Here is a 6,903-nt window from a genome sequence, read left to right as displayed (position 1 = left end):
CAGGCTGTGCAGAAACTCATCCTGATGTCGCTGAGCTTGGACGCTACGCCCAAGTGGCGACCCGGCGAGTCAGCTTTGGTTCGGTCAATGTCCTCGGTCCAACAAACTAAACGCTCGAGAGCTTTCCAAAACTGCCTCACATCATCAGGCCAAGCGCAGCTCCGCCCACGGCGGCCAGCAATACGACAACCCATGGCGGGACTTTCCAGGCCATCAGCGCCACGAAGCAAACCAGGGCCAACGCGAAATCGGGCATGCCGCCGACCGCGCTGGTGAAGACAGGCGTATACAACGCCGCGCCCAGGATCCCGACGACTGAGGCGTTGGCGCCTTGCATAGCCGACTGCGCCCATATCGTGCGGCGCAACTGATCCCAGAAGGGCAGCGCGCCGATCAGGATCAGGAAGCCCGGCAGGAAGAGTGCGACAAGCGCGATTGCGGCGCCGGCCGCGCCGTTCGGCGCCGGTCCCATTACCGCCCCGAGCCAGGCGGCGAAGGTGAAGAGCGGTCCCGGCACGGCCTGCGCCGCGCCATAGCCCGCAAGAAAGGCGTCGTCGGACACCCATCCCGGCGTAACGGTTTCGGCCTGCAAGAGCGGCAGCACCACATGGCCGCCGCCGAAAACCAACGAGCCCGCGCGGTAGAAGCTGTCGGCGAGCGCCCATCCTTGCGCTTGCCCGGCCAGGATCGGCAGGCCAATCAGCAAAGCGGCGAACAGTGCAAAGGCTGTCAGGCCGGCCTTGCGGGAGACAGGGACCGGCAGAGGGTCGCCGACCGCGACCTTTCCCTTGCTGAGGACCAACCCGGCAATTGCACCCAGAAGTATGGCGACCATCATTCCGATGGCGCCCGGCGCCCAGGCAAGCAGAAACACGGCCACGACCGCGATGGTGGCGCGCTCCTTGTCGGGGCAAAGATTTTTCGCCATGCCCCACACGGCTTGCGCGACGATGGCGACCGCGACGATCTTGAGACCATGCAAGGCGCCAAGCGCAAGCGGGCTTTCGAGCCGCGTTGCCGTCATGGCGAGCGCGAGAAGGATCAGGGCCGATGGTAGGGTGAAGGCGAGGAAAGCCGCACATGCGCCGAGCCATCCCGCCCGCGTCAGGCCAAGCGCAAAGCCAACCTGGCTGGAGGCCGGGCCGGGCAGGAACTGACATAGCGCCACCAAGTCTGCATAGGCGCTTTCGTTCAGCCATTTTCTTCGCGTCACCAATTCGTCCCGGAAATACCCCAGATGCGCGATCGGACCGCCGAAGGAGGTGAGCCCCAGCTTCAGGAAAACGCAGAAAACTTCGGCGACGCTGGCCTTTGACTGCCGGTGGCTTTGATCCATTCACTCGGTCTCGTTGATTGATCACTTTCGCCGACGATAAGATACGAACGGCGTTGTTTGGATTTCAGGTTGCGGCCGTCAGATTGACTCGCCGCATCAGGGCCTCGCCGCTCTCCCTTCGCTCGGAATAGCGGTCAGTCAGGTAGGGTGAGACGTCGCGCGTCAGAAGCGTAAACTTCATCAGTTCCTCCATCACGTCGACCACTCGATCATAATAGGAGGACGGTTTCATCCGGCCCGCCTCGTCGAACTCCTGAAAGGCTTTGGCGACGGAGGACTGGTTAGGGATCGTGACCATCCTCATCCAACGGCCGAGCACGCGCATCTGGTTAACGGCGTTGAAGCTCTGCGAGCCGCCGGAGACCTGCATGACGGCGAGTGTCCGGCCCTGCGTCGGCCTTACCGCGCCGACCGAAAGGGGAATCCAGTCGATCTGCGCCTTCATCACCGCGCTCATCGCACCGTGACGCTCCGGGCTGGTCCAGACGTGACCTTCTGACCAGAGCGAGAGCTCGCGCAGTTCCTGCACCTTGGGATGGTTGACCTCAGCCCCATCCGGCAGCGGCAGGCCGGACGGATCGAAGATACGTGTTTCGGCCCCGAAATGCTTGAGCAGACGCTCGGCTTCGAATGTCAGGAAGCGACTGTAAGATCGCTCCCGGAGCGAGCCGTAAAGCAGCAGGATACGCGGTGGATGGGTCGAGGGCGTTGCTGCGCGCAGCCGGTCAATGCCGGGAATATCAGCGCAACCGGCATCAAGATTGGGAAGCTCGTCCGGCATCAGCGATGCGCCTCCGCCAGTCTGGAGACTTTGCCGCCGCGTTCATACCAGCCTTTGGAGCGGTTCACGATCCAGACGACCGAGAGCATCACCGGCACCTCGATCAGCACGCCGACAACCGTGGCGAGCGCCGCACCCGAATGAAAGCCGAACAGGCTGATGGCGGCGGCGACCGCCAGTTCGAAGAAGTTCGATGCGCCGATCAGCGCCGAGGGACCGGCAACGCAATGCTGTTCGCCGGCAAGCCGGTTGAGCAGATAGGCAAGGCCGGCGTTGAAATAGACCTGAATCAGGATCGGCACGGCCAGCAGACCGATGATTGCCGGCTGCGCGATGATCTGCTCGCCCTGAAACCCGAACAGGAGAACGAGTGTCGCCAGCAGCGCAACGAGAGACGCCGGACCGAGCTTTGCAAGAAGCCTGTCAAGCGCGGTCTGCCCGCCGCTCGCCAGAAGCCGGCGACGAATGATCTGTGCGATGATGACGGGAATGACGATGTAGAGCACGACCGAAAGCACCAGCGTGCCCCATGGCACGGTGATGGCCGACAGGCCAAGCAGCAGGCCGACGATGGGCGCGAAGGCGACGACCATGATGGCGTCGTTGAGCGCGACCTGGCTCAACGTGAAATGGGGCTCACCCTTTGTGAGGTTCGACCAGACGAACACCATGGCCGTGCATGGCGCGGCGGCAAGGATGATGAGGCCGGCAATATAGCTGTCGATCTGGTCCGCAGGCAGGTATGGCCGGAATAGCCAGCCGATGAACAGCCAGCCCAGCAGCGCCATCGAGAACGGCTTCACCGCCCAGTTGATGAACAGCGTCACGCCGATGCCGCGCCAGTGCCGGCTGACCTCGCCCAATGCGGCGAAGTCGATCTTGAGCAGCATGGGGATGACCATCAGCCAGATCAGCACGGCAACCGGCAGGTTGACCTTAGCAATTTCCATCGCGCCGATGGCATGAAATGCGCCCGGCAGAAAATGGCCAAGTGCGATACCGACGACAATGCACAGGGCGACCCAGAGGGTCAGGTAGCGTTCGAAGGTAGACATAGGATCCCCTCAGGCCGTTGCGACGCGCCGGCCGTGTTCGCCGATCACGCGCTCGCCGTCTTCCTTGACGAACGCGCCGTGCTGCGGCGGCAGGAGGTCGAGCACGTCCTCGGACGGTCGGCAAAGCCGAACGCCCTTCGGGCTGATGACGATGGGCCGGTTGATCAGGATGGGATGCGCCATCATGGCGTCGAGCAACTGCGCGTCGCTCAGCGCCGGGTCGCCAAGGCCCAGTTCCGCATAGGGTGTGCCTTTCTCACGCAGCAGCTCCCGCACCGATACGCCCATGCGGGTGATAAGCTGGGTCAGCATGTCCCTTGATGGTGGTGTCTTCAGGTATTCGATGACATGCGGCTCGATGCCCGAATTGCGGATCATTGCCAGCGTGTTGCGCGAGGTGCCGCAATCCAGGTTATGATAGATGATAACGTCCATGGGCCGCCTCACGCCGCGCTGTTACGTGGAGACGACGCGCCTTCAGACTGGCCGATCTCGGTCAGCTTCGTGCGCAGCGACGCCTTGTCGAGACTGGCGACCGGCAGGGACGTGAAGGCCGCGATGCGGTTCTTCATGTAGCGGAAGGCCGCAACGAAGGCGGCTTCCTTCTGAATGTCCGGCCCATCGACGGTGGCGGGGTCTTCGATCCCCCAATGGGCGGTCATGGGCTGGCCGGGCCAGACCGGGCAGGCTTCGCCGGCAGCGTTGTCGCAGACGGTGAACACGAAATCCATGACAGGAGCATCAGTCTCGGCAAACTCCTCCCAACCTTTCGAGCGGAAGCCCTCGGCGGGGTAGTCGAAGCTCCGCAACACCTTCAGCGCAAAGGGATTGACCGCGCCCTTCGGCTGCGACCCGGCAGAGAAGGCACGAAATCGACCCTCGCCATCCTTGTTCAGGATGCTCTCGGCGAGGATCGAGCGCGCCGAGTTGCCGGTGCAGAGAAACAGAACATTGTAGATGCGGTCAGTCATGGGTGGCCTCCTTGGCGGCGAAGGTTTGCGGTGGGCAGCAAGGGGAAATATCGGCGATCAGCGGCGCGCAGATTTCCGGGCGACCACCGCAGCAATCCTTGACGAGAAAGCCCGCGAGCTCCCGCACAGCGTCAAGCCGCGCCCGATAGATGATCGAGCGGCTGTGCCGCTCGGCATCGATCAGACCGGCGCGCGTCAGCGTCGCCAGATGCGTGGACATGGTGTTGTGCGGGACATCCAACCGGCGGGCGACTTCGCCCGCGGGCAATCCGTCCGGCTCATGCTCCATCAGCAGGCGGAAGACGTCGAGGCGGGTCGGTTGCGCGAGCGCGGCGAAAGCAAGGATGGCGTTTTCTGATTCCATATGTCGAGACTAATCGACATATGGGCTGAAGTCTAGACCGGGACGATCCATAGTTTTCACCTCATCTGGTAACCAGTGATAATCGCATCACGGTGGGGAGATCGCTGAAACTCGGTTGTGACAGGTAAAGCTGGCCGTCACCCGAACAGCAGCCTCACGCCCGAGGCGAGAAGGATTACCGCCAGAATGATGCGCAACCATAGTTCGGGTAGGTAACGGCTACCGATGAAGGCCCCGAGCGAGCCGCCAACAGCGACGGCGATCAGCCACCCGGGTAGCGCACTCGGGATCTGATCCCACCAGGCATAGGCTCCAAGCAGTGCGGCAGCCGAGTTCATCAGGTTGTAGACGGCGGTTGTCGCCGCAGTCTGGCGTGCTGTACCCCAGTTCATCGCGAGGATTACCGGCGCGAGGAATACGCCGCCTCCGGTCCCTGTCGTGCCGGATATGAAGCCAATGATCGCACCCGTTGCCAGTGCCGGGATGAAGGGCGGATCGATTGGCAGGTCAGCAGATGATCCAGATCTACGAAGGGCCGTCCGCGCCATCTGGACGGCCGACAGGACGAGAACCACCCCGACGACCGGATAATAGATATCCGGGGGTAGCTGGACAGATCCGCCAAGCAGCGAGAACGGGAAGCCCAAGATCGCGAAAGGCCAGACACTTCGCCACGACAGCCTTCCAGCCTTCAGGAACATGGCTGTCCCGATTGCTGCGACCAGCAGATTGAGGGCGAGCGCGGTCGTCTTCATCGCCAACGGCGCAAAGCCGACCAGCGCCATGATCGCGATGTAGCCAGACGCCCCGGCCTGGCCGACCGACGCATAGATCAGTGCGATGAGGAAGAAGGCCACCGCGAGCCAGAGTCCATCCAATTCCACCTTGCCAGAACCTCATCATGGTCCGCATCCCGAGCGTGCGACAGCGCGCGCGTTCCCCGATACTTCTTTGTCTACCACCAGACTGGTGCGAGCAATATGTTCTGGTGGCGACCGCAGTAGATATTGCTCGTATTGCCAAGCATTTACTGGGGTTATTTGCCCAAGGATGGTACACTTCATTACTTGCGGCACGGAGGCACAATGGGACGCTTTATTGAGGGATATGACCGAAGCCAGCCGCTTCTTTTACCTGCCTGCGTCGATGACTACGTGCCGCAGGAATCTCTCGTCCGGGTCGTCGACGCCTTCGTCGAAACCCTCGATCTCACGGCGCTTGGCTTTGAGCGCACTATCTCGGCCGCAACGGGGCGACCCGGTTATCATCCAGGCGATATGCTGCGGCTGTATATCTGGGGTTACCTGAACCAGTTACGCTCTTCGCGCCAGTTGGAGCGCGCCTGCCAGCGCGACCTGGAGGCCATCTGGCTGATGCGGCGGATGACCCCGGACTATCGGACCATCGCAGCGTTCCGGCACGATAATCCCGAAGCGATCATCGCCACGGGCGCCGCATTCATCAGATTCTGTCGCGAGAACGGCCTTGTCACTCCCGGCAAGGTGGCGCTGGACGGGACCAAGATGCGGGCGGTTGCCAGCGCGAAGAACATCGCAGGAGCAGATCGTCTGGCACGCGACATCGCTCACACCGAAACAGAAATCGCCTACTATCTCGACCGTCTCAACATAGCGGATCAACACCCGGCGGACGCGCGCGATCAGACGGTCAATCGCGCGGCTTTTGCCGGCGCGATCGCGTCGCTCGAACGCCGCAAGCAGCGCTTGGAAAAGCGGCAGGCCGAGCTCGCTGAGCATGATACCAACGTCGTGGTCTTCGGAGAACCGGATGCACGACCAATGGGATATGGCCGGGCGCCGAAGTTCCCAGCCTATAATCTCCAGAGTGTTGTCGATGTCGAAAGCGGCCTGATCATTCACAACGACGTCGCCAACGAAGCCAACGACAGCCAGTTGCTGCATCCAATGGCTATTGCGGTAAAGCAAGTGCTCGACGTTGACCAACTCGAAGTGCTGGCGGACGGAGGCTATTCGAATGCGCAGGAGGTCGCGCGCTGCGAGCAAGACGGTGTACGAGTAGCGGCTCCGATCAAGCGCGGCGCCATGAGCGCGCAATACTTCCGCCCTGTGCAGTTCGTCCATGACGAGGAAACCGACACGATCTGCTGCCCGGCTGGTGAAACCATGCATCCCAAGGGCAAACATACCCGAAATCGGGCGATCCGCTACAGAACGCCCGCGTGCCAGACTTGCCACATCAAGCCGCGGTGTACGCCAGGATATCAGCGCACCATTCACAGGCTCGTGGATCAAGGCGCGCTCGATCGGATGGAACGTCGGGTTCACGAGAACCCTGATCTCATGACGATCCGGCGCTGCACGGTGGAGCATCCCTTCGGCACCATCAAGCGAATGTCTGGCGGAGGCCGCTTCCTG

At 62.1% G+C, this 6,903-nt stretch carries 8 protein-coding genes; 1 reads left to right on the top strand and 7 read right to left on the bottom strand.

The genetic code is table 11. The features are described from left to right. Positions 1-136: 136 nt before the first annotated feature. From chrA to CRO48_RS31130, 7 genes are all read right to left on the bottom strand, one after another. Positions 137-1,336, bottom strand: coding sequence for a chromate efflux transporter (gene chrA, locus CRO48_RS31160; protein WP_035224524.1), 1,200 nt, complete (start codon positions 1,334-1,336; stop codon positions 137-139). 64 nt (positions 1,337-1,400) lie between these two features. Beyond that, positions 1,401-2,117 carry an arsenical resistance protein ArsH gene (gene arsH / locus CRO48_RS31155; protein ID WP_097143508.1) on the bottom strand — a complete coding sequence of 239 codons (717 nt, stop codon included), beginning with the start codon at positions 2,115-2,117 and terminating at the stop codon, positions 1,401-1,403. Continuing rightward, positions 2,117-3,172 (bottom strand): ACR3 family arsenite efflux transporter, encoded by a 1,056-nt coding sequence (arsB, locus tag CRO48_RS31150; protein WP_035224518.1) that lies wholly within the window; start codon positions 3,170-3,172, stop codon positions 2,117-2,119. The genes arsH and arsB overlap by 1 nt, the downstream gene beginning before the upstream one ends. 9 nt (positions 3,173-3,181) lie before the next feature. Beyond that, positions 3,182-3,607: an arsenate reductase (glutaredoxin) gene (gene arsC, locus CRO48_RS31145; protein ID WP_035224516.1), complete on the bottom strand. Its 426-nt coding sequence runs from the start codon at positions 3,605-3,607 to the stop codon at positions 3,182-3,184. An 8-nt stretch (positions 3,608-3,615) separates the two neighbouring features. Then, positions 3,616-4,143, bottom strand: coding sequence for an arsenate reductase ArsC (locus CRO48_RS31140; RefSeq protein WP_035224513.1), 528 nt, complete (start codon positions 4,141-4,143; stop codon positions 3,616-3,618). Continuing rightward, a complete protein-coding gene (locus CRO48_RS31135; RefSeq protein WP_035224511.1) occupies positions 4,136-4,507 on the bottom strand; it encodes an ArsR/SmtB family transcription factor in 372 nt (123 codons plus the stop codon). Before CRO48_RS31135 ends, CRO48_RS31140 begins: the two co-directional genes overlap by 8 nt. A gap of 137 nt (positions 4,508-4,644) precedes the next feature. Then, complete coding sequence (locus tag CRO48_RS31130; RefSeq protein WP_035224510.1) at positions 4,645-5,391, bottom strand: sulfite exporter TauE/SafE family protein; 747 nt, start codon at positions 5,389-5,391, stop codon at positions 4,645-4,647. Positions 5,392-5,592: 201 nt separating this feature from the next. Here CRO48_RS31130 and CRO48_RS31125 point away from each other — a divergent pair. Beyond that, the coding region (locus CRO48_RS31125; RefSeq protein ID WP_097143507.1) for an IS1182 family transposase at positions 5,593-6,903 on the top strand (1,311 nt) is incomplete at its 3' end.

Origin of the sequence: Rhizobium subbaraonis, assembly GCF_900220975.1 — a bacterium.
GTDB lineage: Bacteria > Pseudomonadota > Alphaproteobacteria > Rhizobiales > Rhizobiaceae > Mycoplana > Mycoplana subbaraonis.
This window is presented reverse-complemented; position numbering and strand designations above follow the sequence as displayed.